Here is a 23,160-nt window from a genome sequence, read left to right as displayed (position 1 = left end):
ATGAAGAAACTACTTTTACCGGTTTTACTCATTCTCACACTCGTCATCGCAGCGTGTGGCAATACAGAGAAGAAGGACGATGCAGCATCTGGTTCGAAAAACGAGACAATCACGTACAAGTCGGAGAACGGTGACATCAAAGTTCCGGCTAATCCAAAACGTGTCGTTGTCCTCGCAGGGTTCGCCGGCAACGTCATGGCACTCGACGTACCTGTCGTTGGTGTCGATTCGTGGTCAAAAGCGAATCCGAAGTTCGACAAGCTCAAAGATGTAACGGAAGTTTCGGAAGAGAACGTTGAAAAAATCATCGAACTCGAGCCAGACTTGATCATCGGCTACTCGACAACGAAAAACCTCGATAAAATCAAAAAGATTGCGCCGACGGTCACGTACACATACGGAAAAGTCGACTACTTGACGCAACATATCGAAATCGGTAAATTGCTCAACAAAGAACAAGAAGCACGTGACTGGGTCAAAGACTTCAAAACACGCGCTGCTGCTGCCGGTAAAGACATCAAAGCAAAAATCGGTGAAGATACAACCGTGTCTGTCATCGAAAGCTTCGATAAACAACTTTACGTCTTCGGCAACAACTGGGGTCGTGGAACAGAGATTCTTTATCAAGAGATGAAGTTGAAAATGCCAGATAAAGTTACGAAGATGGCATTAAAAGACGGATACTACGCGTTGTCACCAGAAGTCCTTCCTGAATACGCAGGTGACTACCTCGTCTTCAGCAAGAGTGCGGAAGCAGACAACTCATTTACAAAAACGGATACGTTCAAAAACATTCCAGCTGTCAAAAACGATCGTGTCTTCGAAGTCGATTCGAAGGAGTTCTACTTCAACGATCCTCTCACGCTAGAACGTCAACTCGAGTTCTTCAAGAAAAGTTTCCTTGGCGCATAATGAATAAGGGAGGGAACCTGCGGGATCCCTCCCTTTTTTTGCGGCTTACTCCCTGAATCAGAAATGGAGGCGACATTCATGTCAGCTGGTCGAATTCCGTTCGGCATTAAAATCACAATCGGTCTCGTCCTCTTTTTAGGGATGTTCTGGATCGCGATGACGTTTGGCGCTGCCGATACGACAATACGCGAAGTCTGGAATGCCTTGACGTTCGGACCGTTAAATGAAAAAGCAAAAATCGTCCAAGAAATCCGTTTACCTCGCGAACTGGCAGCCATCCTCGTAGGGGCAGCACTTGGTGTCTCTGGTGCCATCATGCAGGCGATGACACGGAATCCCCTTGCTGATCCCGGTTTGCTTGGTCTGACAGCAGGTGCGAACGCGGCACTCGCGCTCGTCATCGTCCTGTTCCCGAAGATTGACTACTTCGGCATCATGCTTGCGTGTTTCGTCGGAGCAGCTCTTGGAGCAGCACTTGTCTTCGGAATCGGGGCTTCAAAAAAAGGTGGTTTCTCGCCGCTCCGGATCGTACTTGCTGGTTCCGCTATCTCCGCTTTTCTATATGCAATTGCCGAAGGGGTTGGGATCTATTTCAAGATTGCTCAAGACGTCTCCCAATGGACGTCTGGCGGACTCGTCGGTTCGACCTGGGGACAACTCCAAGTCATCGCTCCGGTCATTGCGATTGGAATCGTGATTGCGTTCATCTTCTCACGACAATTGACGATTCTTAGTCTATCGGAAGAAGTCGCGCTCGGACTCGGACAGAATATCCAGCGCATCAAGGCGGTACTTTACGTCGTCGTCATCCTGCTTGCGGGTGCTGCCGTAGCACTCGTCGGCAATATGGCGTTCATCGGGCTGATGATTCCGCATATCGTCCGCGCAATCGTCGGGACGGACTATCGGTTCATCCTGCCGATGACCGCGATCTTCGGTGCGACATTCATGTTGCTTGCTGATACGATCGGACGGACATTATATGCGCCCTATGAGACTCCGGTCATCGCAATCGTCTCGATGCTCGGACTACCGTTCTTCCTCTTGATTGTTCGGAAAGGAGGGCGTGCTTTCTCATGATGGAATCTCGCTTACGACGTCGCCAGCAACTGACGTTTTGGACGTTACTGGCACTATTGATTGCCACACTCATCGTCAGCATCGGTCTTGGACCCGCATCGCTATCGTATGATCGTCTGCTCCCGACGTTACTTGGAAACGGGTCGTTCAAAGAGGAATTCGTCCTCTATTCGCTCCGTCTGCCACGCTTGCTCATCACCGTCTTGGCCGGGATGGCGCTCGCCTTATCGGGTGCGATCTTACAAGGAATCACCCGAAATGAACTGGCTGACCCGGGTATCATCGGTATCAACACGGGTGCTGGCGTCGCCGTCGCCTTGTTCTTCCTGTACTTCCCGACCGATGTCGGATCATTCATTTACCTGTTACCGATTGCTGCCTTTCTCGGCGCACTCGTAACCGCAACAGCGATCTATCTGTTCTCGTACGACCGTGTCCAAGGACTCCAACCGATCCGCTTGATTTTGACCGGTGTCGGCTTCTCGATGGCGTTATCCGGCATCATGGTCATCTTGATTTCATCGACGCGTCGGGAAAAGGTCGACTTCATCGCCAAGTGGCTTGCCGGTAACATCTGGGGCACGGACTGGATTTTCGTCTATTCGCTCTTACCGTGGTTACTCGTCTTGATTCCGCTGACGTTCTATAAGGCGAATAAGCTCAATCTGCTTGCCTTGAATGAACCGGTCGCGATCGGTGTCGGGGTCGCGATTGAAAAGGAACGGATCCAGCTCCTGTTGACGGCCGTCGCGCTCGCTGCTGCTGCTGTCTCCGTGACAGGTGGGATTTCCTTCATCGGTCTGATGGCGCCACACATCGCCCGCGCCCTTGTTGGACCACGACATCAATTTTTCCTGCCAATTGCCCTGTTGCTCGGTGGCTGGTTGCTTGCATTCGCTGATACGATCGGACGCAACATCGCTGGACCGGATGGCGTACCAGCGGGTATCGTCGTCGCCTTGATCGGCGCACCGTACTTCATCTATCTTTTGTTAAAAAAATAATCAAAAATCCGCATCAAACAGCGTCTTTCGCTGATTGATGCGGATTTTTTGCTTTACCGTTTCCACCACGCGCGTTCGATTTCCCCCATCGTGACGTACGCCGGATCGATTTGTTTGGCTAACCGGTTCAGTCGAGTGACGCCAAGACTGACTCCACCAATCCAAAAAAGGAAGACGACGAATAAATACCCAGGGGCACTTGGAATCGACAGCATGACGACGGCGATCAGCCATGCCACGACATAACCGATGATTGTCAGACGGGCGACCTTTTGAACAGTCTGTTGATAGATAGATGGTGTTAAATACGACTTCATGAGTCGTAGCCGAACGATTTCCCGAGCGACTGCCGTCGCGCAGAGAAAAAAGAACATGACTGGGAGAAAGACGGATGAACTTTCCGGTATAAACCAAGCAGGTACCGCAAAAATCAATCCAGGAATCAAAAAGAAATAAGCGATGACACGCACAGGACGTACCAATAAATTCAGACGTGCTTGTCGCTCGAATAAGTGTTCCATTGTGAAGTTCCTTTCTGTCTGACGAGGCGGGCAACTTCAACGTCACTGATATAATCTGGATCACGTTTTCCGTCGCGTCGGATGATCCATTCACTGATCAAGTAAAGCGGTGTTAAAATCGTAAAGATTGCCACAAACATCTGCCAGAATGGTCTATCGATCGTCTGAATGATGACGATCGTCAATACGGTATACAGCAAGACGTGACTACCGATCCGAAGTAGAAATTGCCGGCGAATCTGTGCTTTTGATGAGATATAACCTTCTAAAATTTTTCGTTTTTTTAATTGATAACGAAAATCTGATCCGAGAAAGACAGCGGGAATCAATAGAATCAAAGCTCCAATATTGCTCCACTCAATCAAGATACCAACCGTCACGAACATAAATACGTTCCAGTACCAGCGTACTCCCAGCCACTCGACGTCCCGGTACGCGAGGGCTAGTTTTTGTAGACGTTCTTCACGAGCCGTTTGCATAAAATCATCTCCTCTAACGGGCTTGATTAATTTCTTTTTCCGTCACATATGTTGGATCGATTTTTCGTGAGACGAACTCTAGCGTTTTTCGACAAATCCAGTAGAACGGGATGACAACGATGATCAGTCCGATCAAGAAGGATGTATTCGGTCGATCGACTGCCCAAACGATTAACCCGGCGAGCGCCCCATATTGTAAGATACCGATTAACACATGCACCTGATAGAGCCGTCTTGCTGAAGCCTGTGAGGTATACTCTGCTACAAGCGCGAACCGCTTGCGTTGTACGAACATGTCATAGCCAAAGTACAGTAATGGAACGATCATGGCGTAGACTGGTTTCTCCAGTGTGTTGCTAAGTGCTAGAAATGCCGCAAGCATGATCCACATGCCGGTCTTCGTCTTCTGGTGCATCTCTTCGTACAACGTCGCTAATGCTTCCCTTTGTGTATGTACGTGTTCCATGATCTCCCGCCCCCTATACTGTCATATACTTACATTTTACTGCATTGGTTTCAACTGTAGTGCGATTTTCGAAAAAAAAAGACGTCCTGCCGCTTCGGGCAAGACATCTTTCATTAGAGACTACGCACTGACCTGGATGATCAGATAGATGACGCTATAGGCAACAATCGCGAGCGGTATCATCGCGACGCCAATTAACCAGCCGTTTCGATCACGGATACCAAGATATAAGACGAGACACCCTACGATGAAGGCGATTAAGGTCGTAAACGGATTCATGGTTGTTCCCCCTCTGACTTGTTTCTGTTTTTAAAATTCCCCCTCCGCTCGTCTGATAAACCCGTCAAAGCGCTTCGTTACACAAAGAAAAGCCAGACGGATACCCATCTGACTTTATCTTCAGTTACTTATTTTTTCGTAATGACGACTGTTTTCGTAACAACGTGTCCACCGAGATCCTTCAGTTTCAAGTTGTACGTGTTTTTACCTTTTTTGAGCGTCACTTTTTTCGTGATCGTCTTTTTAAAGGCTCTCATCTGATATGGTTCCTTGAATGTATGACGATATACGGCATTATCATTCATATCAAATCGAATCTCATCATAGTTATCTTGGAGAACAATTTTAAGGGATGCTGTCTTTGTTTTGGCTGATACTGTTTTTGGTGCTGTCACTTTTAATGTCGGTAATGTCGAATCCAGAATGACTTGGCGGCTAAATACTAAGCGATTTCCTTTTCCATCATAGGCTTCAACCTTAAACGATTTGACACCATCTTTCGTATAGGTCACATCGTGGCTGAACACATACTGCTGTTTTGCTGCGTCAAAACGGAGCTGAACCGTTTTTCCGTTAATCTTGAATGATTTGATGCCTGACTCATCTGATACATGACCGGCAATATTAACCACTTTAGATGTCGAAAGACCGAGTGCAACTGGTGTATCAATTTGGACAGTCGGTACTGCTTTATCGATTCCTGTCGTGTTCACGGACTTCGTCACTGTATTTCCAGCATAATCCTTCACGACGAAATCAATCTTCGCAGACTTCGAGAGACCTTTGAGTTCATATACTTTTTCTGTTGGTGCAAGCGGCTGTTTTAAGACACTTGTTCCATCGACGAGAATGTCATACGACGCTACACCGGTTCCTTGATCGCCCGCTGTCCATGAAAGTGTTTCTTTTGCAGTATCCCATTGAACCGTTGCTGCTGGTTTTTTCGTATCGATATAGACTGGGAAGAGATTCGACTGCCACTTCGCATTCGGATAATCGATGACTGATTTGACTTGGTAATAGTAAAGCCCATCTTTTACTGGTTTTCCATTGACTGTTCCATCCCAAGCCGCACTTGTGACTGGTGTGAATCCATCTTCCGAACCGCTATCATAATAGTTCTTCACGACGTCTGTTTGTAGATCTAATTTACGAAGTGTTGCTTTATTACGATCAAGAATCGAATACTCGACTTTTCTTGCATTACGCAGGAACGAGAGAACTGGGAACGCTTCATCCACACTACCATCATTGTTCGGCGAGAACGCGACCTTGTTTTCAACGACTTTTCCTGCTGTATTCGTTCCGAGGAACTCGAAATCATCTTTTACTTCTGTCGCTAGTCCGGTTAATCCGTAGAATGTTTTCTCTTCGTCATAACGCGGCGCATCGATGATCGGTGCTTGATCCCATTTTCCTTTGAATCCGACGTATGGAACCGTCAATTCTGGATTTTTACTCTTCGTATCGATCAAGCGAACGAAACCTTCAACGAAGTACCCATTTTCAAAGACTTGCTCAAGTGGAAGACCGTTTGCCCAATCGACTGTATCTTTCAAATCGACCGATACGCTTACTTTCGTTGAGCTCTTAGGATTGATGGAGACAGAACTTGCTTTTTTCGAACCGACCGCGAATGAGATTGGGAATGTTCCTTTATTCGGATCGACTGCATCCACTGAATTTTTCTTGAAAATACCGTTTGCTTCAAGGAAGTTCGTTCCTTCTGCACCAAGATCCGATTGAACCGTACCGGCTAATTGATACGTCACTTTTTCGCTACTGTAGTTTTTCAAATCAAGCGTAAACGTGAATTTCTCACCGACTTCTTTGAGTGCAGCCTTTCCTTCACCTGATTTCGTTTCCGTGACGACGACTGGTGTTTTCATCGCAGCATGAAGATCCATTAAACCAGCACCTTCGCGACGTGGCGAATAGAAACTACCTGTTTTTGCTTCAGCGTTATATTGCCCTTTATCAAGCTGTGGACGTGATGTGTTCATGAGAATATTCTTCGCTAATTTCACGCGTGTCGCGCCATTGACCTTAAAGTCTTTTGCGATTCGCTGCATGACGAGTGCTGTTCCTCCTGCGACGTGCGGTGCTGCCATCGAAGTACCACTCATGACACCATACTCGTTATCGTTAAGTGTCGAGTAGATTTTCCCACCTGGTGCCGTGATTTCTGGCTTGAAATCAAGGTTCGGTGTCACACCCCATGATGTGAAATCAGACATCTCGCCCGCTACTGGGTTATCTGCTGAGACTGCTTTTCCATCGAACGTCACAGCAATCGCTTTCCCTGCTTTTGCTTTTGCTTCAAGATCGTTCCCGTCCGCGATACTGAGCGTCACCATCGGAATCGTCGGATTGTTGAGTGCCATACTGACATAATCCCCGTGATCAACTCGTCCACGAACGATGACCCCAGCTGCCCCTTGCTTCTCCGCTTCTGCTTGGATCATACCGTAGTTAAAGCTGCCATTACGCACGACAAAGACGACTTTGCCTTTGACATCTTTTCCTTCGTAGTTCGATGCTTGACCATCACCGACATAGATGACGTCTTGCTTCTCCTTGTTGAACACCTTAATCGGATTCGGCGAGTCCTGCTTTTGATACGCCAAGTAACCAGCATCCTGTCCGTCGATCGTCAGTGCCATGCCTTCAAGCGTCAATTTCGTATTCTCTAGCGATGCGACTTGTAACGCTTGGCTGATCAGCCCTGGAGATCCTACGACACCGATGTCAGGATTCGCTGTATACGGATTGCCTGCACCATGTCCTGTAAATGCCGAGTTCCCGGCAGAGATCGCGCATAAAATCCCGTTGTTCATCGCGTTGACGATTGCGCGTTGTTCCGGATCATCCGCATTGACGAACGATGCCGTCGATCCGAGACTCATGTTGATGACATCCGCACCGAGGGCAATCGCATCATCGATTGCTTTGATGTAGATATCGCTAAATGTAGATGGCATTCCTGGGTCGTTTCCGAATACCTTCATTGCTAGCAATTGTGTCTCAGGAGCAACCCCCTTGATACCACCGTTTGCTTCATCCCCGTTTGCTCCGACCGTACCCGCAACGTGCATCCCATGCATCGATGCGCCTGCCCCTAAATCACGGATTTCACTATCGTGATCAGCGTAGTTATAGCCGTACGGTACTTTTTCCGTAAAATACTTTCCCTTTAGTCCTTTTGTTTCTTTGGCACTTTCGACTTTAGAAGATGTCAAATCCACATTCGTCTCCGGGCTCAAGACCATATCTTTATGCGACGGATCAATCCCCGTATCGATGACAGCTACGATCGTCCCTTCCCCTTTGAAGCCGTAGTCCTGCCATGTTTCCTTTGCATTAACCATATCTTTGCTGTATAACATGTCTGGTTTTGCGCCTTTATCGACTTTCGGGCGCGCATATTCGTGCGCAATATGTACATCCTTGACCCCGTCTAACTTTTTAATATCTTGAATATCCCCGAACTTTACTTCTCCACTAAATCCATTCAAAACAGTCGTGAAGCTTTCTTTATACGTCACCGGAATCGCTTGTTTCGCGATGGCAGACTTGACTGACTTCTGAACGGTAACAAGACGATCCTTAATCGACTCTTTTTCGGCATTGCTCAATGTGCTATACCGCTTGTTTTGTGCCTGTGCGATTTGAATGGCTGGCTTCTGCTCCATCTCGATGACGACACGAACCTTATCGGACTGCTTATACACCTTCTCCTGTCCTGTTTTCTTTAGTGAGAGGGCTTGAGGTTTTTGACCGCTTGCCTTGTCTTGCGAAGACAGTGCTCCTTGAGCACTGACTAAGTTGGAAGACGTCATCAAGACGGCTGCCATAAGCGCAATCTTCTTCTTCATGCTTCTTTTCCCCTTTTCTGAAAAACCATAATAGTACTACTCACAAAACAGTTAAACGAAAATTCTGTATATTTAGTTTAATGAAATAGATGGAAATAAACAATTCAGTTTTGTCTGTTTTATATAATTATTTGTTTTTATTGTCATGTTATATTTCATTTCCATATTTCGAGAGCAACAAAAAAACTCTTGAATCCTCAAGAGTTTGAAGTGTACGAATTTGGTGGAGACTATCGGGATCGAACCGACGACCTTTTGGCTGCCAGCCAAACGCTCTCCCAGCTGAGCTAAGCCCCCATGAATTATCTTTAGTATACGCATCACTAACTGCTTTATCAATATAAAAATAACGCTTTCATAAAAAAGAATTCCTCCCAAAATCGTCGGAGGAATTCACGATTCATTTATTCAGTTCACGCATCAAATCCGCCTGTCGTTCAAGCTCTGCCTGTTGCTCGAGGATCAAGACCTTTTTGTACGTTCGCGCAGAAATCAAGATGCTGATCTCATAGAGAACGAACAATGGAACCGAGATCATCAAGTGTGACGTCACGTCCGGCGGTGCAATCAATGCTGCAACGACGAACAGCGCAAAATACGCATATTTCCGATTCTTTCGCATGAAATATGGCGTCACGAGACCAAGACGTGTCAGGAACATTGTCACGACCGGCAATTGGAAAAGAAGACCGAATGGCATTGTCAGCCGGATCAAGAAACTGAAGTAGTTTTCAACCCCGATGACTTGTTCGATCCCTAACTCTTTCCCGAGATCCGTTGAGACTTCAAGCAAGAAGGGCAGCAACCAGAAATACGAGAAGGCTACGCCAGCCAAAAACAGAAAGAAGATGACTGGAATATACGTCAGTGTCGCTTTTTGCTCCTTGTCATAAAGTCCTGGTCGGACGAATGCCCAGAGTTGATACATCCAGAACGGTGACGCTAAAATCAACGCGATGATGAACGCTAGATTCAAATACAACATTAAAGGATCGGCGACGTTGAAGGCATTCAAACCGATGCCGAGCTCTTTTAAGTCCGCTTGTAGAAAACGAACGAGCGGTCGGACGAGCGGAAATGCGACAGCGAACAGGACGACGACGATGATAAGCGACCAGACGATCCGTTTCCGGAGTTCGTCAAGGTGCGACGTCATGCTTTGCTCTTGATCAACCGTCATGATTCAATCACTTCTCTTTCGGTTCGTCCTTTTTATCGTCGTCCATGATACCGTTCGTGGCATTCTTGAACTCTTTCAATGTCTGACCAGCAGCACGTCCGAATTCTGGTAACTTCTTCGGTCCGAAGATGATCAACGCGACGACTGCGATTAATCCGATGCTCGCAGGTCCGATACCTAATGTGAGCGGGATAAGGTTTTCCATTATGATTTCACTCCTTCAGCTGATTGCGAATAATGCTTCATGAAATAAACTAACGACTGCAACTCGATCGATAAATCGATGTGATGGACCCGGACGCTCGCTGGCACGTTCAACCGTGCAGGCGTAAAGTTCAGAATACCTGTCACACCATACTCGACTAACTCATCCGCTACTGACTGTGCGAACTGCGATGGAACCGTCAAGATGGCAACATCGACCTGATTCGCTTCGATTTGTTCTTTCATGTCCGAAACATGATAGATTGGAACGTCATGCGTCGTTGTTCCGACCTTCTCTTCGTCCGCATCAAACGCAACGACTATCCGAGTACTATTATTCTTTAAAAAGTTATAATTTGCAAACGCTGTTCCGAGATGACCGACCCCGATTAAGGCAACATTCGTCACCTCATCTTGATTCAAGGTTTTCCGGAAAAACGTTAAGAGATGTTGAACGTTATATCCATACCCCTTTTTCCCTAGTGCCCCAAAGTAGGAAAAATCGCGACGAATCGTTGCTGAATCAACCTTCACCGCCTCGCTTAACTCAGCAGAAGAGACGCGGAGCTTACCTGAATTGTATAAACTTTGGATGAAGCGATAATATAGCGGCAACCGTTTTGCTGTCGCTTGTGGAATTTTTGTGTCTGGTCCATTCATCCTGCAGTTCCCCCTTCGGCCACATCCAACGTGGCACCCAAATCTTTGCAAAAAGCTTTCTACTCTTCTTGATTGTAAACCACTTCACATAGAGTCACAAATAATATATTCCGCACGACCTCGTGCTTTTGTTCGTGATAGACTAAAGGGTGGAAGGATGGATGGAAATGATACTCTTACAAGTCAACCAACTCTCGAAATCATTCGGCGTCGAGCCGATTTTAGAAAATATCAAACTAGAAGTACAAGAACGTGACCGAATTGCGCTTGTCGGGCGAAACGGTGCCGGAAAATCGACCTTGCTCAAAATCATCGCTGGCGAACTGAGTCACGACTCGGGCGACATCATGAAGGGCAAGGACGTCAAAATCGGTTATCTCGCGCAAGACAGTGGTCTTGAATCGAATGAATCGATTTGGAACGAGATGCTGACCGTCTTTGAACATTTACAAGAACAAGAACGGACACTACGCCGGATGGAAATCGAAATGGGGATGGAACATATCTTGAACGACCCTGTCGCTTACGATCGTCTCTTGAAGACGTACGATCAAGCACAGCACGACTTCTCAGAAGCTGGTGGTTATCAGTTCGAAGCGAATATTCGCTCTGTCTTGCACGGAATGCGCTTTTATCCCGACGATTACTCACGCCGGATCCAGACGTTATCTGGTGGTCAACGGACACGGCTCGCTTTAGCGAAGATGCTCTTGCAAGCACCAGAACTCCTCATTCTCGATGAGCCGACCAATCACCTCGATATCGATACGCTTGCTTGGCTCGAAAGTTATCTCGGTGGTTATCGTGGTGCCGTCCTGATCGTCTCGCACGACCGGTACTTCCTCGACCAAGTCGTCAATGTCGTCTATGAGCTCTCCCGCAATGTCTGTCGTAAGTTCACGGGGAACTATACGAAGTACTTGGAACAAAAAGCGGCATTGTACGATCAAGAAATGAAACAGTTCGAACAGCAACAAGAAGAGCTCGCGAAGATGCAGGACTTCATTCAACGAAATATCGCCAGGGCGACGACGACAAAACGTGCGCAAAGCGTTCGAAAACGACTCGAGAAAGTTGATCGGCTCGATCGACCGGATGGGGATGAGCGTAGTACGGTCCTCTCCTTCCCGATTGAAAAACAAAGCGGTAACGACGTCCTGCAAGTCAATCAACTGGCGATTGGTTATGAAGAAGCTGTCTCAAAAGATATCACGTTCCGTTTGCAACGTGGCGAATCGCTCGCACTCGTTGGTCCGAACGGAATCGGGAAGTCGACGCTCTTAAAAGTCCTCGTCGGTCGCTTACGTCCCCTCTTCGGTGATTTCCGTTTCGGAACCGGCGTCTCGATCGGATATTACGATCAAGAGCAAGCAGAACTCAATGACCGAAATCGTGTCATCGATGAGATTTGGAACGAATGGCCACTGATGCGCGAACAAGAAGTTCGTTCTGTCCTTGGACAATTCTTGTTTAGCGGTGACGACGTCTTCAAAATCGTCCATGAGTTATCAGGTGGAGAACGTGGACGTCTCGCGCTCGCAAAACTGAAATTACGCAAGACGAACGTCCTCGTCCTCGATGAGCCGACGAACCACTTGGATCTTGATTCGAAGATGGTTCTTGAAAATGCACTCGTCGACTATGAAGGGACGCTACTATTCGTCTCCCACGACCGTTACTTCATCGACCGGATCGCGACACGCGTTATCGAGATGAGTGAGGCTGGTGTGACAGAGTACCTCGGCGATTATTCGTACTACACGGAGAAGAAGGCGGAACAAGAAGAAATCGCTCGCCTCGAAGCCGAGGAAGCAAAAGCGGCAAAAGTCATAGCATCGAAGACGATCGATAAAGAAGCACAAAAGGAAGAAAAGAAACGCCGTCAGCAAATCGAACAAATTGAACAAGACATCGAGCAGCTTGAACAACGTTCGGCGGAAATTGAACAGTTGCTGTGCGAGCCGGAAGTCTTCAATGATATTCCGAAAGCGACGGCGCTTTCAGCAGAACGTGATCAGATTGATATCGATTTGCTCGAATTGATGGAACGATGGGAGAATCAACACTGATGCGAACGAAAAGCTTTTTCATCAATCTCATTTTAGGATTACTATCCGGTGTTCTTTATTTCGTCCCTTTGTATGCAGATTATGTGTCCGTCTTTATCCGACCAGATGCCTTTAATGCTGCACTTCCTTTGTTCCTCTTGATTTCCTGCATGATCGGACTCGTCATCCAGACATGGAGCGGTCTTCTCGTCAGTCTGCTCTCCGGACTTTGTTGTACGCTCCTGACGACACAGCTATTCGTTGAACTTAATGATCCGTTGATCTTATCGTATTATGGGAGTGTCTCACCGATCATCGCTTTCTTGATCAGCTGTGTCGGCATTTGGGCACTGGCCATTGTCTTTTATTTGCTCGATGGCTACCAATACAGTAAACGCCACGGACTAGAGACTTCTTCAAATGAAATCGATCCGCAACCTTGAAGTCCGACCAACTAATTAGATGAACGATATGAGAAAAAGGAGTTGAGATTCCGGGAGATAAACCGGTATCTCAACTCCTTTTTGTTGGAATCGAAACCTTCGTCTTCAAGATGGGTCGTACAATGTATCAGGTATTCATGCTTCTATCATTTTGTCGGTCGGGCAATCGTAAACGTCTTCCCGATCGTCGCATAATCGTTCCCTGCTAAACGCGCGACAGCTTTTAATCCTGCCGCATCGATCCGGAACGACTCGACGAGTTCATCCGCGACGTGATAGCGCAGTACTTCACCAATCAAAAGATCGGCACCTTCTAGCTCGACGTGTTGCGTCAAGCGCATCTCGAACCGAATTTTTGCTTCCGCGATTCCTGGTACTTCGATCGCGTCGCTATCAACGAGTGTTAAATCCGTCCGCTTCAGCTCACTTTCACCGTAAGCCAGTGGTGCAGCTGTTTCATTGACCGCATCGACGATCTCTTCGCTGACGATGTGGATGACGTAGCTTTGTTTCGCCAAAATGTTACGGGCCGTATCTTTCTGTCCTTGATCCGTCCGTTGTACGGCGATTACGAGTTGTGGTGGACTGCTCGATGCGACGGTAAAGAAGGAAAATGGTGCGGCATTGACCGTCCCGTCTTCCCCTTGCGTCGTCACGAAAGCAATCGGACGTGGAATAATACTGCCAATCAATAATTTATAGTTGTCTTTTGCGCTAAGCGTTGATGCTTCAAACTTCATGAATGACCCACCTTTTTTCCTCACCCGATGAGTGCAGCGAGTGAATAGTCTCCAGCACCGATCATCGCTACGCCAAGGGCGATGACGATCAATGCCATGTTGTATTCGTACCCGTTCTGCGTCACCCAGTAACCATTCGTACCGTGTACTTTAACAATTGCGACAAGCATCGAACCGATGATGAGGATGGCAGCGATCCACAGAAAAGCACCACCTGCGAACAACAAACCACCGATCAATTCAGCAAGACCCGCTGTAATTGCGAGTGCTTTTCCTGGCTTCATGCCGATTGATTCGAACCAACCGCCTGTTCCAGCGATGCCATGTCCACCGAACCAACCAAATAATTTTTGTGTACCGTGTGCAGCGAATGTTAAACCGATGATTAAACGAATAATTAAAAGTCCTGTATCCATCATTGCTATCTTCTCCTTTTACCTAATGTTTTTTAGTTACTTTAAGTAACTCAATAAACAGACTATATCTTATCACTTACTAAAAGTAAATAGATTTGTTTTAGTTCTTTTTGTTACATTAAGTAAAATGATTCGATTTTTTTAACAGAAGCGGGTATACTACAACTATAGAAAGGATGAGTGCTGATGGAAGAAGTCGCAATCCAACCGGCTCTTTGTCCCAAAGTCGAACATGCCTTTGAAATCTTAGGTAAGAAATGGACAGGTCTGATTTTACGTCACTTGTTGACGAAGACATGCCGTTTCAATGAGATTCAAGATGCCATTCCCGAATTATCAGGTCGTATGCTCACGGAACGTATGAAGGAGCTCGAAGCGGAAGGCATCGTCATCCGGACTGTCATTCCCGATCGTCCGATTAAGATTCAATACAGTTTGACCGACAAAGGACGCCAACTCGAACCGGTCATTCGTTCCATTGAAGAATGGGCCGAACTACAAGACTAATGTATAGAAAAGCATCTTCTTCGGGAGGTGCTTTTTTATATGACCTTTGACATTGATAATCATTATCAATTAAAGTGAAGAAGTATAACGAAAGGAGGAAGATGCATGCATATCGCGATTGGATTCGTCAGCATGTCCGGTAATACGGAAGATATCGTCTCGATTATAAAGAGTGAGCTTGAGCAACATGAGGTCAACGTGACGATTACAGAACTAGATCAATTCGTCGGGGAGGACTTATCGCGTTTTGATGGTCTGCTGCTCGGCTCATATACATGGGGAGACGGTGATTTGCCATATGAAGCAGAAGATTTCGTCGAGGAGCTACGGGAGCAGTCTTTAAACGGGATACCGGCTGCTGCTTTTGGCTCGGGGGATCTTGATTATCCAAAGTACTGCGCAGCTGTTGACTTGATCGAAGAAGCACTAAAAGAAGCCGGGGCGACTATCGCCACGGATGGCTTAAAGATTGAGTTTGATCCGAATACCCCGGAAAAACAAGCGGCTTGTCGTGCATTTACGCAGACATTTCATCGTTTTTTACAGCACGTCCTTTCATAAATATCGTTTGAATTTACTACGTAAGGGAATCCTTAAAACAGACTTTATGAAAGTGAGATGAATGTTTTATGACGATTCAAGCACTCGTCTTTGACGTCTACGGTACGTTATTCGATGTCCATTCCGTCAAAGAACAAGCAGAAGAGCTGTATCCGGGACACGGAGAGGCCATCAGTAAACGCTGGCGGGAGAAACAACTAGAGTACTCTTTCCTCCGGCAATTGAACGGACAATATGTGCCGTTCAGTCAAGTGACGCAAGACGCTCTCCGCTACGCATTACTCGAACTGAAACTCCATGTGACGGAGGAGCAGATCACGACTCTCATGGAAACGTACCTGACACTTGATGTCTACCCAGAAGTCAGCTCCGTTCTCGAGACGATGGCGGATAAGCGCCTCGTCGTCTTCTCGAATGGTTCGCACGATATGCTCGATCCACTGATTGAACAGTCTGGCTTAGCCGACCGGTTCGAACATCTCGTCAGTGTCGATGACATTAAACAATACAAGCCGGCACCTGCTTCCTATATGCACGCCTTAAACACACTCGGTCTGAAACGAGAAGAGGTCTTATTCATGTCCTCGAACGGTTGGGACATCACAGGGGCGAAGAGTTTCGGTTTCAAAACGGCATGGATTAACCGAAATGGACTTCCCGTCGAGGAATTGAACCTCGATCCGGATCGCATCTATGACGATTTGACCGGCATCACCGAATGGCAATGAACGAACAACAGCGGACTCCTGTTTAGGAATCCGCTGTTTTCATGGATTAATAATTCGAAAGACGCGAGTAGCCCTTCTTGAATAGATCGAGTTTCAATCCGCCCTCTTTTTCGATGAAGAAGAGGTATTCGTTTTGATCCGTATCTTTATAGAAAACCTTAAATAACGTTAAGGTCCGCTCTTTATTGTTTTCAACAGCCGTCACCTCGTGCTTCGAGATTACCTCTGCTTGAACTTGTTCTGCATCCATCTTTTGAATCATCGGTTCGAATGACTTCTTTTCTTGGTCCGTCACCGGTGTTCCAGAAGCAATCATGAAATAATCATCACTCGCCTTGTTCGTTAAACCATACTTCCGATCGACGATGACGACGTTACTGAGCTTCCCATTGACTGTCTGATCAAAAGCGTACAACTTTTGAATCCGGGTCTTTTCCCCTTCTGCTCGTCCGATTTCGTAAAGTGGACGTTGTTTCGTGTTCGTCTCGACCGCTTTCTTATCGGGTACGAGTTCTTCCTTATAGGCGACTTGGTATGCGTTGACGATTTCTCGGACCTGAAGTCCGATTGCGACGATGACCAGTACCGCTAACAATGCGATGATGACTTTTTTCATTCCATTTCCCCCAAGTTGTTCGGATTCCTTACTTTAAATCTAGCCCAGGTTCTGCATTCATGGCAAGTGTCGAATAGCGTAACGCACGATATGGATGAATCGCAGCTGCTCCGATCATCGCTGCATTGTCTCCACACAGGTGCATTGGTGGAATGACGAGATCGATTCCTTCCTTCGCACATGCTGCTTCAAGACCGTGGCGTAATCCTTTGTTGGCGGCGACACCACCGGCAAGTAGTAGTTGGCGTCCCCCTTTATCCTTCACGGCACGAATCGCCTTCGTCACGAGGACTTCGACGACGCTCGCTTGGAAACTCGCAGCTAAATCTTCCGAGATGATCACTTCTCCCCGTTGCTCAGCGTTATGCACGGCATTGATGACCGCTGATTTCAAACCGCTGAAGCTAAAGTCATACGAGTCCTTCTCGAGCCAAACGCGTGGAAAGTGGAACGTATCCTGCCCCGTCTGTGCTAACTGGTCAATTCGTGGACCACCCGGATACGGTAATTTCAACGTCCGAGCGACTTTATCATAGGCTTCCCCTGCTGCATCATCTCGTGTTTCGCCGATGACTTCATATACACCGTCTTCTGGCATGTAAATCAGTTCTGTATGCCCACCTGATGCAATCAAACAGACGAGCGGGAATTCGAGCTCTTGCACGAGACGATTGGCATAGATATGACCTGCGATATGATGAACACCGATCAACGGCTTATTATGCGCAAAAGCAAGTGTCTTTGCCGCACTGACGCCAACGAGTAATGCACCGACAAGTCCTGGTCCTTCCGTAACGGCAATCGCGTCAATGTCATCGATCGTGACGTTTGCCTCCGTCAACGCATCATCAATAACATAGGTAATGCGCTCAACGTGATGGCGTGAGGCGACTTCAGGCACGACACCACCAAAACGTTTATGACTTTCGATTTGAGACGAAACGACGTTTGATAAGACATCCGTTCCTCCACGGACGACGGCAGCCGCTGTTTCGTCGCAGCTCGATTCAATTGCTAGAATCAATGGTTGTGTCATAAGTCTTCTCCCTCCAGCTCCAGCCAGTAGATGGCAGCATCTTCATTGTTATCTTGATAATATCGTTTTCGAACGCCAACATACTGGAATCCAAGTTTTTCATATAAAGTCCGCGCCGGTGTATTCGAGACACGTACTTCGAGTGTCATTGCCCGTAAACCGAGTGCACGACCGACTGCGATCAATGCCGTTAGCAGATCTTCCCCGAGTCCTTGTCCGCGATGTGACTGCTTGACGGCGATATTCGTAATATGACCTTCATCCGCGATATGCCACAGACCAGCAAATCCAACGATGCCGTCTTGATCGGCAACGACATAATAGGCATTCGGATTTTGTGTCATTTCTGCTTTAAAAGCATCAAGCGTCCAGGGTGTCGCAAACGATTCAATTTCGACGGCATGGACACCTGCAGCATCATGTACGGTCATTCGGCGAATGATTTTACTCATGACGTTGTGCCTCAATCCATTTCGCTTCGGCTTCAGCAAGGCGCAGGTACCGCGGCTCAAACGCATGTGCTTCTACTGCCGGGCGTGTTGCACCAAGTAAAGCGAGCACTCCAGCACGCGGTGTTTGAAACGCAGGAGCAGCCTTTTCGAATGGTTGAAGAAGTTCTTCAAACGCATCGACGTCTCCCGTAACGAGCGTATCTGGCGTTAACGTCTTTACAAAAGAGGCGATTTCGACATGTTGTTCTTCACCGATTCGTTGTCCAGCGTCGTATACTCCGACAAAACCTGATCCGCGTCGTGCATCTTGAATCGCTGCAACACGTCCAGTATGACCTGTCGAAGCCGCCATCAACTCAAGTGTCGAGACCGCAACCAGTTCGATACCGAGTGTATAGGCAAGCGTCTTCGCTGTTGTCGCACCAATTCGTAATCCCGTATAAGAACCAGGACCGTCAGCAACGACGACGCGTGTCAGTCGAGCCGGTGTCCATTTTGCTTCCGCCATCAAGCGCTCAAGTAACGGCATCAGTTTCGTCGCGTGATTTAACGACGTAACATACGATGCTTCTGCTACGATCTGTTTCCCGTCTGAAAGAGCGACCGATAATTGTTTCGTCGATGTATCAATAGCTACGATTTTCATGATTTCAATCCCTCACATAATGTAATGTATCGTTCTCCAATCGGTGTCAGCTCAAAACGACGGCTATCGTCACCTGTTCGTGTAATCGAGATTGCTAACCGTTCCGGTGGAAGGCTGTCCGCAATCAACTCAGACCACTCGACGACAGCGACGCCTTCACCATTGAGATACTCTTCTAGTCCAATATCGTCGCCTGAACCTTCGAGGCGATAGACATCCATATGATAAAGAGGAAGACGTCCTGTATAGACTTTCATGATCGTAAACGTCGGACTGTTGACATGACGTGTCACACCTAATCCTTTTGCAAAACTTTGGGTGAATGTCGTTTTCCCAGCACCTAAGTCTCCATCAAGCGTAATGACCATTCCCGCTTCAGCACGTCGTCCGAGTTCAAGGGCTAAAGCAGTCGTTTCTTCCAAGCTGTTCATTTCCAGTTCTATCATACGATGTCTCCTCCTTTAATACGTACTGTTCGTCCTTCTCTATTGTACCGGACGAAAAAGGCAAAAAAAAATACGAAACGCTGAACGTTTCGTAGTAAAGTTGAAGTTAAGTTTAAAATTGGTTGCGGGGGCCGGATTTGAACCGACGACCTTTGGGTTATGAGCCCAACGAGCTACCAGACTGCTCCACCCCGCGACGATAAACGTTTCGGATTTGATTATTTAAAAATTGGTTGCGGGGGCCGGATTTGAACCGACGACCTTTGGGTTATGAGCCCAACGAGCTACCAGACTGCTCCACCCCGCGATGATATAACGTTTCGACAGATATTAATATAACATGCGTCTTTTAAATTAGCAAGCCTTTTTGTCTTTTTTCTTTTTACTAACTGTCATAATGAATATTCTTCTATACTGATACGAAAGGAGTGATCAGATGGGATACTTATTAGATTTACGAAAAATCGTAGGAAACCGACCGTTGATCAGTGTTGGAGCAACCGTACTTGTCATGAACGAACAACACGAACTGTTATTTCAATATCGTTCGGATACACACAGTTGGGGACTACCTGGCGGTTCGATGGAACCCGGTGAGACACTGGAAGAAGTCGCAATACGTGAGCTGCAGGAAGAAACCGGACTTCAAGCTCGCAGTGTTCAACTGCTAGATGTCTTTTCTGGTCCTGATTACTTCTTCCGTTACCCGAATGGCGATCAAACATATAGTGTAATCCATCTCTTTCAAGCGAAAGGAGTATCCGGTACATTACAAATGACCGACGGAGAGAGTCTCGACCTTCGTTATTTTCCACTCGATCAACTACCAGACTCACTTGAAGCACGAGCCGCTGCACTGTTGAAACACGTCATCCCTCGTCTTATCGATACAATTTAATGTAGATTCCGTATTTTAAAACTGGCTGGATGTTGTATTAGCATCCATGGACCAGTTTTTCTGCAACAAAAAACTGACCTGCAATCTGCAGATCAGTCAAGTGCCTGGCAACGTCCTATCCTCACAGGGGGAAGCCCCCAACTACTTTCGGCGTTCAAGTGCTTAACTTCCGTGTTCGGCATGGGAACGGGTGTGACCACTTGGCTATCGTCACCAGACGACGGGCTCGCGCCCTCAAAACTGAAGTCATCAACAAGCATCTGCTAGAACAAGGCCTCGACCGATTAGTATCACTCAGCTCCACATGTCGCCATGCTTCCACCCGTGACCTATCTACCTCATCGTCTCTGAGGGGTCTTTCTTGATTACTCAAAGGGAAATCTCATCTTGGAGGGGGCTTCATGCTTAGATGCTTTCAGCATTTATCCCGTCCGCACGTAGCTACCCAGCGATGCTCCTGGCGGAACAACTGGTACACCAGCGGTGCGTCCATCCCGGTCCTCTCGTACTAAGGACAGCTCTCCTCAAATTTCCTGCGCCCACGACGGATAGGGACCGAACTGTCTCACGACGTTCTGAACCCAGCTCGCGTACCGCTTTAATGGGCGAACAGCCCAACCCTTGGGACCTACTCCAGCCCCAGGATGCGATGAGCCGACATCGAGGTGCCAAACCTCCCCGTCGATGTGGACTCTTGGGGGAGATCAGCCTGTTATCCCCAGGGTAGCTTTTATCCGTTGAGCGATGGCCCTTCCATGCGGAACCACCGGATCACTAAGCCCGACTTTCGTCCCTGCTCGACTTGTAGGTCTCGCAGTCAAGCTCCCTTCTGCCTTTGCGCTCTACGAATGATTTCCAACCATTCTGAGGGAACCTTTGGGCGCCTCCGTTACTGTTTAGGAGGCGACCGCCCCAGTCAAACTACCCGCCTGACACGGTCCTCCAGCCGGATGACGGCTGCGAGTTAGAGACTCTATGCATGAAGGGCGGTATCCCAAGGGTGACTCCTCCGAAGCTGGCGCTCCGGGCTCGACGTCTCCCGCCTATCCTGTACATCATGCACAAAGCCTCAATATCAGGCTGTAGTAAAGCTCCATGGGGTCTTTCCGTCCTGTCGCGGGTAACCTGCATCTTCACAGGTACTATGATTTCACCGGGTCTCTCGTTGAGACAGTGCCCAAATCGTTACGCCTTTCGTGCGGGTCGGAACTTACCCGACAAGGAATTTCGCTACCTTAGGACCGTTATAGTTACGGCCGCCGTTTACTGGGGCTTCGGTTCAAAGCTTCGCTTGCGCTAACCCATCCCCTTAACCTTCCAGCACCGGGCAGGCGTCAGCCCCTATACGTCATCTTGCGATTTAGCAGAGACCTGTGTTTTTGCTAAACAGTCGTTTGGGCCTATTCACTGCGGCTCTACATGTGTAGAGCGTCCCTTCTCCCGAAGTTACGGGACCATTTTGCCGAGTTCCTTAACGAGAGTTATCCCGCGCGTCTTAGAATTCTCATCTCGCCTACCTGTGTCGGTTTACGGTACTGGCGCCTTCCCCCTCACTAGAGGCTTTTCTTGGCAGTGTGAAATCGTGACCTACGTCCCTACGCATCGTTCCTTGACTTTGATGCCTGACGGATTTGCCAATCAGACGGTCTTGAAACTTGCACATGCACTTCCATCCGCATGCGTCACTATCCTCCTGCGTCCCCCCATTGTTCAAACGGTGGATCGGCGGTACAGGAATATCAACCTGTTATCCATCGCCTACGCCTTTCGGCCTCGGCTTAGGTCCAGACTAACCCTGAGCGGACGAGCCTTCCTCAGGAAACCTTGGGCTTTCGACGGAGGGGATTCTCACCCCTCTTTTCGCTACTCACACCGGCATTCTCACTTCCAAACGCTCCACTGCTCCTTCCGGTACAGCTTCACAGCGGTTTGGAACGCTCCCCTACCATTCCTTACGGAATCCGCAGCTTCGGTGGTATGTTTAGCCCCGTTACATTTTCGGCGCGGCGCCACTCGACTAGTGAGCTATTACGCACTCTTTGAATGGTGGCTGCTTCTAAGCCAACATCCTAGCTGTCTAGGCAGCGCCACATCCTTTTCCACTTAACATACACTTTGGGACCTTAGCTGGCGGTCTGGGCTGTTTCCCTCTTGACTACGGATCTTATCACTCGCAGTCTGACTCCCGAGTATAAGTTGCTGGCATTCGGAGTTTAACTGAATTCGGTAACCCTGTGGGGGCCCCTAGTCCAATCAGTGCTCTACCTCCAGAACTCTCAACCTCGAGGCTAGCCCTAAAGCTATTTCGGGGAGAACCAGCTATCTCCAGGTTCGATTGGCATTTCACCGCTACCCACACCTCATCCCCGCACTTTTCAACGTGCGTGGGTTCGGACCTCCAGTCAGTGTTACCTGACCTTCATCCTGGACATGGGTAGATCACCTGGTTTCGGGTCTACGACAACGCACTGAACGCCCTGTTCAGACTCGCTTTCGCTACGGCTCCGCCTCATCGGCTTAACCTCGCGCGTTATCGTAACTCGCCGGTTCATTCTACAAAAGGCACGCCATCACCCATTAACGGGCTCTGACTACTTGTAGGCATACGGTTTCAGGATCTATTTCACTCCCCTTCCGGGGTGCTTTTCACCTTTCCCTCACGGTACTGGTTCACTATCGGTCACTAGGGAGTATTTAGCCTTGGGAGATGGTCCTCCCGGATTCCGACGGGGTTTCACGTGTCCCGCCGTACTCAGGATCCACTCTGGAGGGAAAACAGTTTCAGCTACAGGGCTGTCACCTTCTTCGGCGGACCTTTCCAGGTCCTTCACCTACTGTCTTCCTTTTTGACTCCGTATAGAGTGTCCTACAACCCCGAAGAGCATGCTCTTCGGTTTGGGCTGTTCCCGTTTCGCTCGCCGCTACTCAGGGAATCGCATTTGCTTTCTCTTCCTCCGGGTACT

24 protein-coding genes, 3 tRNA genes and 2 rRNA genes (1 of these 29 only partly in view) are annotated in these 23,160 nt (G+C 48.0%); 9 read left to right on the top strand and 20 right to left on the bottom strand.

Going from position 1 to position 23,160, the window contains the following annotated elements; all coding sequences use genetic code 11:
• From ACV3PA_RS04070 to ACV3PA_RS04060, 3 genes are all read left to right on the top strand, one after another.
• Complete coding sequence (locus ACV3PA_RS04070) at window positions 1-912, top strand: iron-hydroxamate ABC transporter substrate-binding protein (RefSeq protein WP_456125676.1); 912 nt, start codon at window positions 1-3, stop codon at window positions 910-912.
• A gap of 78 nt (window positions 913-990) precedes the next feature.
• Window positions 991-1,992, top strand: a complete 1,002-nt coding sequence (locus tag ACV3PA_RS04065) for a FecCD family ABC transporter permease (RefSeq protein ID WP_456125675.1) — start codon at window positions 991-993, stop codon at window positions 1,990-1,992.
• Window positions 1,992-2,996, top strand: a complete 1,005-nt coding sequence (locus ACV3PA_RS04060) for a FecCD family ABC transporter permease (protein WP_456125948.1) — start codon at window positions 1,992-1,994, stop codon at window positions 2,994-2,996. The genes ACV3PA_RS04065 and ACV3PA_RS04060 overlap by 1 nt, the downstream gene beginning before the upstream one ends.
• 53 nt (window positions 2,997-3,049) lie before the next feature.
• Here the strand turns inward: ACV3PA_RS04060 and ACV3PA_RS04055 are convergent, their stop codons facing one another.
• From ACV3PA_RS04055 to ACV3PA_RS04015, 9 genes are all read right to left on the bottom strand, one after another.
• Window positions 3,050-3,517, bottom strand: coding sequence for a hypothetical protein (locus ACV3PA_RS04055; RefSeq protein ID WP_456125674.1), 468 nt, complete (start codon window positions 3,515-3,517; stop codon window positions 3,050-3,052).
• A complete protein-coding gene (locus ACV3PA_RS04050; RefSeq protein WP_456125673.1) occupies window positions 3,484-3,996 on the bottom strand; it encodes a hypothetical protein in 513 nt (170 codons plus the stop codon). The genes ACV3PA_RS04055 and ACV3PA_RS04050 overlap by 34 nt, the downstream gene beginning before the upstream one ends.
• 13 nt (window positions 3,997-4,009) lie before the next feature.
• Window positions 4,010-4,462: a hypothetical protein gene (locus ACV3PA_RS04045; protein WP_456125672.1), complete on the bottom strand. Its 453-nt coding sequence runs from the start codon at window positions 4,460-4,462 to the stop codon at window positions 4,010-4,012.
• A 120-nt stretch (window positions 4,463-4,582) separates the two neighbouring features.
• Window positions 4,583-4,741: a hypothetical protein gene (locus ACV3PA_RS04040; RefSeq protein WP_200904908.1), complete on the bottom strand. Its 159-nt coding sequence runs from the start codon at window positions 4,739-4,741 to the stop codon at window positions 4,583-4,585.
• A gap of 128 nt (window positions 4,742-4,869) precedes the next feature.
• Window positions 4,870-8,616, bottom strand: coding sequence for a S8 family serine peptidase (locus ACV3PA_RS04035; RefSeq protein WP_456125671.1), 3,747 nt, complete (start codon window positions 8,614-8,616; stop codon window positions 4,870-4,872).
• 221 nt (window positions 8,617-8,837) lie between these two features.
• Window positions 8,838-8,913: transfer RNA gene (locus ACV3PA_RS04030), tRNA-Ala, on the bottom strand.
• Window positions 8,914-9,016: 103 nt separating this feature from the next.
• Window positions 9,017-9,796: a twin-arginine translocase subunit TatC gene (gene tatC / locus ACV3PA_RS04025; protein ID WP_029342824.1), complete on the bottom strand. Its 780-nt coding sequence runs from the start codon at window positions 9,794-9,796 to the stop codon at window positions 9,017-9,019.
• Between the two features lie 7 nt (window positions 9,797-9,803).
• Window positions 9,804-10,001, bottom strand: a complete 198-nt coding sequence (locus ACV3PA_RS04020) for a twin-arginine translocase TatA/TatE family subunit (RefSeq protein WP_029342825.1) — start codon at window positions 9,999-10,001, stop codon at window positions 9,804-9,806.
• Window positions 10,001-10,660, bottom strand: a complete 660-nt coding sequence (locus tag ACV3PA_RS04015) for a redox-sensing transcriptional repressor Rex (protein ID WP_023469604.1) — start codon at window positions 10,658-10,660, stop codon at window positions 10,001-10,003. Before ACV3PA_RS04015 ends, ACV3PA_RS04020 begins: the two co-directional genes overlap by 1 nt.
• Window positions 10,661-10,827: 167 nt before the next feature.
• On the opposite strand from ACV3PA_RS04015, the gene ACV3PA_RS04010 reads away from it, so the two are divergent.
• Together ACV3PA_RS04010 and ACV3PA_RS04005 are read left to right on the top strand one after the other, a co-directional pair.
• Entirely contained in the window at window positions 10,828-12,729 is a 1,902-nt protein-coding gene (locus ACV3PA_RS04010; protein ID WP_456125670.1) for an ATP-binding cassette domain-containing protein, read from the top strand.
• The gene (locus ACV3PA_RS04005) at window positions 12,729-13,151 is read left to right on the top strand and encodes a hypothetical protein (RefSeq protein ID WP_053454477.1); all 423 of its coding nucleotides are present in this window, start codon (window positions 12,729-12,731) and stop codon (window positions 13,149-13,151) included. The genes ACV3PA_RS04010 and ACV3PA_RS04005 overlap by 1 nt, the downstream gene beginning before the upstream one ends.
• A gap of 146 nt (window positions 13,152-13,297) precedes the next feature.
• Here the strand turns inward: ACV3PA_RS04005 and ACV3PA_RS04000 are convergent, their stop codons facing one another.
• Window positions 13,298-13,891 carry a flavin reductase family protein gene (locus ACV3PA_RS04000; protein ID WP_023469607.1) on the bottom strand — a complete coding sequence of 198 codons (594 nt, stop codon included), beginning with the start codon at window positions 13,889-13,891 and terminating at the stop codon, window positions 13,298-13,300.
• 20 nt (window positions 13,892-13,911) lie between these two features.
• Window positions 13,912-14,310, bottom strand: coding sequence for a DoxX family protein (locus ACV3PA_RS03995; RefSeq protein ID WP_456125669.1), 399 nt, complete (start codon window positions 14,308-14,310; stop codon window positions 13,912-13,914).
• A gap of 183 nt (window positions 14,311-14,493) precedes the next feature.
• Here ACV3PA_RS03995 and ACV3PA_RS03990 point away from each other — a divergent pair, with 183 nt between their 5' ends.
• From ACV3PA_RS03990 to ACV3PA_RS03980, 3 genes are all read left to right on the top strand, one after another.
• Complete coding sequence (locus ACV3PA_RS03990) at window positions 14,494-14,814, top strand: winged helix-turn-helix transcriptional regulator (protein WP_023469609.1); 321 nt, start codon at window positions 14,494-14,496, stop codon at window positions 14,812-14,814.
• Window positions 14,815-14,919: 105 nt separating this feature from the next.
• Window positions 14,920-15,375 (top strand): flavodoxin, encoded by a 456-nt coding sequence (locus ACV3PA_RS03985; protein WP_053454479.1) that lies wholly within the window; start codon window positions 14,920-14,922, stop codon window positions 15,373-15,375.
• Between the two features lie 68 nt (window positions 15,376-15,443).
• A complete protein-coding gene (locus tag ACV3PA_RS03980; RefSeq protein WP_053454480.1) occupies window positions 15,444-16,103 on the top strand; it encodes a haloacid dehalogenase type II in 660 nt (219 codons plus the stop codon).
• A 46-nt stretch (window positions 16,104-16,149) separates the two neighbouring features.
• Here the strand turns inward: ACV3PA_RS03980 and ACV3PA_RS03975 are convergent, their stop codons facing one another.
• The 7 genes from ACV3PA_RS03975 to ACV3PA_RS03945 form a co-directional block, all read right to left on the bottom strand.
• Window positions 16,150-16,719: a hypothetical protein gene (locus ACV3PA_RS03975; protein ID WP_238238078.1), complete on the bottom strand. Its 570-nt coding sequence runs from the start codon at window positions 16,717-16,719 to the stop codon at window positions 16,150-16,152.
• 28 nt (window positions 16,720-16,747) lie between these two features.
• A complete protein-coding gene (tsaD, locus tag ACV3PA_RS03970; RefSeq protein WP_456125668.1) occupies window positions 16,748-17,755 on the bottom strand; it encodes a tRNA (adenosine(37)-N6)-threonylcarbamoyltransferase complex transferase subunit TsaD in 1,008 nt (335 codons plus the stop codon).
• Complete coding sequence (rimI, locus tag ACV3PA_RS03965; protein WP_456125667.1) at window positions 17,752-18,207, bottom strand: ribosomal protein S18-alanine N-acetyltransferase; 456 nt, start codon at window positions 18,205-18,207, stop codon at window positions 17,752-17,754. The genes tsaD and rimI overlap by 4 nt, the downstream gene beginning before the upstream one ends.
• Window positions 18,200-18,853 carry a tRNA (adenosine(37)-N6)-threonylcarbamoyltransferase complex dimerization subunit type 1 TsaB gene (tsaB, locus tag ACV3PA_RS03960; RefSeq protein ID WP_456125666.1) on the bottom strand — a complete coding sequence of 218 codons (654 nt, stop codon included), beginning with the start codon at window positions 18,851-18,853 and terminating at the stop codon, window positions 18,200-18,202. Before tsaB ends, rimI begins: the two co-directional genes overlap by 8 nt.
• Window positions 18,850-19,299: a tRNA (adenosine(37)-N6)-threonylcarbamoyltransferase complex ATPase subunit type 1 TsaE gene (gene tsaE / locus ACV3PA_RS03955; RefSeq protein ID WP_053454485.1), complete on the bottom strand. Its 450-nt coding sequence runs from the start codon at window positions 19,297-19,299 to the stop codon at window positions 18,850-18,852. Before tsaE ends, tsaB begins: the two co-directional genes overlap by 4 nt.
• A 119-nt stretch (window positions 19,300-19,418) precedes the next feature.
• A tRNA-Met gene (locus ACV3PA_RS03950) sits at window positions 19,419-19,495 on the bottom strand.
• 34 nt (window positions 19,496-19,529) lie between these two features.
• Window positions 19,530-19,606, bottom strand: a tRNA-Met gene (locus ACV3PA_RS03945).
• Window positions 19,607-19,735: 129 nt separating this feature from the next.
• Between ACV3PA_RS03945 and ACV3PA_RS03940 the strand changes: the two genes are divergently transcribed.
• Window positions 19,736-20,197: an NUDIX hydrolase gene (locus tag ACV3PA_RS03940; protein WP_456125665.1), complete on the top strand. Its 462-nt coding sequence runs from the start codon at window positions 19,736-19,738 to the stop codon at window positions 20,195-20,197.
• A gap of 102 nt (window positions 20,198-20,299) precedes the next feature.
• Here the strand turns inward: ACV3PA_RS03940 and rrf are convergent.
• Both rrf and ACV3PA_RS03930 read right to left on the bottom strand, forming a co-directional pair.
• Window positions 20,300-20,415: ribosomal RNA gene (rrf, locus tag ACV3PA_RS03935) — 5S ribosomal RNA — on the bottom strand.
• Window positions 20,416-20,461: 46 nt separating this feature from the next.
• Window positions 20,462-23,160 (bottom strand): 23S ribosomal RNA (locus tag ACV3PA_RS03930); it runs 207 nt beyond the window's last position.

It is taken from the genome of Exiguobacterium sp. EA-TM-5 (assembly GCF_053878415.1).
This window is presented reverse-complemented; position numbering and strand designations above follow the sequence as displayed.